Annotated in this window: 1 protein-coding gene; it reads left to right on the top strand. The window is 63.0% G+C overall.

The features are described 5' to 3' along the window. The first annotated feature begins 236 nt into the window (after window positions 1–236). Entirely contained in the window at window positions 237–1,595 is a 1,359-nt protein-coding gene (gene glmM, locus V6766_RS25430; RefSeq protein WP_448471023.1) for a phosphoglucosamine mutase, read from the top strand. The last annotated feature ends 227 nt before the right edge of the window (window positions 1,596–1,822 follow it).

Here is a 1,822-nt window from a genome sequence, read left to right as displayed (position 1 = left end):
AGTGGTTCAAGCGCAGCGTTTCAAACCTCCGCCTATGGCGGAGGTACGTGATTTGGCGTATGAAAAGGCAGGCCGGACGGCGTTTTCAGGCATCTGGTCCATCGCGCCTCGGTAACGCCATGTTAGCGGTGTTGACGTTATTTTAAGTGCCCTGAGGGCGATAATCTGCGAAGACACTCTCGTTTGTATTTTAGTTTTGGAGCGACGCGGCGGGCGCGGCGCTGAAGAGGATTGCCATGACACGTAAATATTTCGGTACCGACGGTATTCGCGGTCAGTCCAATGTTTTCCCGATGACGCCGGATCTGGCGATGCGCGTGGGCATCGCCGTCGGCACGATCTTCCGGCGCGGCGATCACACCCATCGCGTGGTGATCGGCAAGGATACGCGGCTTTCCGGCTATATGCTGGAAAATGCGCTGGTGGCGGGCTTCACCGCGGCTGGCCTCGATGTCTACCTGCTCGGCCCGATCCCCACGCCGGCCGTTGCCATGCTGACGCGCTCTCTGCGCGCCGATGTCGGCGTGATGATTTCGGCCTCGCACAACCCCTTCGCCGATAACGGCATCAAACTGTTCGGGCCCGACGGCTACAAGATGTCCGACGAGATCGAGGCGCGGATCGAGGCGCTGATCGACCGCGACAACTTCCACGCCCAGCTCGCCCGCTCCCACGAGATCGGCCGCGCCAGCCGCGTTGATGGCGACATCTACCGCTATATCGAATTCGTCAAGCGCACCCTGCCGCGCGACGTCACGCTGCACGGCCTCAGGGTCGTCATCGATTGCGCCAATGGCGCGGCCTATAAGGCGGCCCCGACGGCCCTGTGGGAACTCGGCGCCGACGTGGTCGCGATCGGCACCAAGCCGGACGGTCTCAACATCAACAAGGAATGCGGCTCCACCTATCCCAAGACCCTGCAGGAAAAGGTGCATGAGGTGCGCGCCGATATCGGCATCGCGCTCGATGGCGACGCCGACCGCGTCATCATCGTCGACGAGCAGGGCAGCATCATCGATGGCGACCAGGTGATGGCGGTGATCGCCGGCAACATGGTCGAGGACAAGGAATTGAAGGGCGGCGGCGTTGTCGCCACCGTCATGTCCAATCTCGGCCTCGAGCGCCACCTGAACGGCATGAATCTCGACCTGGTACGCACCAAGGTCGGCGACCGCTACGTCGTCGAGCATATGCGCAAGAACGGTTATAACGTCGGCGGCGAGCAGTCCGGCCATATCGTGCTGTCCGATTTCGGCACCACCGGCGACGGGCTGGTGGCGGCGCTTCAGGTGCTGGCCGCCGTCAAGCGCGCGGGCAGGCCGGTCAGCGAGGTCTGCCGCAAGTTCGACCCCGTGCCGCAGCTTCTGCGCAATGTCCGCATTACCGCCGGTGCGGCTCCTCTCGAAGACGGCAATGTCAAGAAGGCGATCGCCGATGCCGAGGCCGAACTGAAAGGCCGCGGTCGCCTGGTGATCCGCGCCTCGGGCACCGAGCCGCTGATTCGCGTCATGGCCGAGGGCGACGACCCGGCGCAGGTCGAAAGCGTGGTCTCGGGCCTGATCGACGTGATTTCGAGCGTGCGCACCGCTGCGTGAGGCTGGTTCTGTCACACCGCATCGCAGCCCATAATCTCTCCCCTTGAGGGAGAGATGCCCCGACAGGGGCAGAGAGGGTGGACCCTCTCTGCGAATTCGGAGTATGCGGCTTCTAGGGCTTACGCCCTTTACCCCTCTCTGTCGCTTACGCGACATCTCCCCCCTTGAGGGTAGGGCTATCGCATATGAGCGATCATTGAGATGAGGAAGGCATCGTCCCATCCGGC

It is taken from the genome of Martelella sp. AMO21009 (assembly GCF_053484295.1).
The sequence above is the reverse complement of the archived record's forward strand: the minus strand, read 5'-3'. Positions and strand labels throughout refer to the sequence as shown.

Excerpts from the sequence above, each read along its gene's own strand:
- glmM (WP_448471023.1), top strand. The coding sequence starts at position 237 with ATGACACGTAAATATTTCGGTACCGACGGTATTCGCGGTCAGTCCAAT.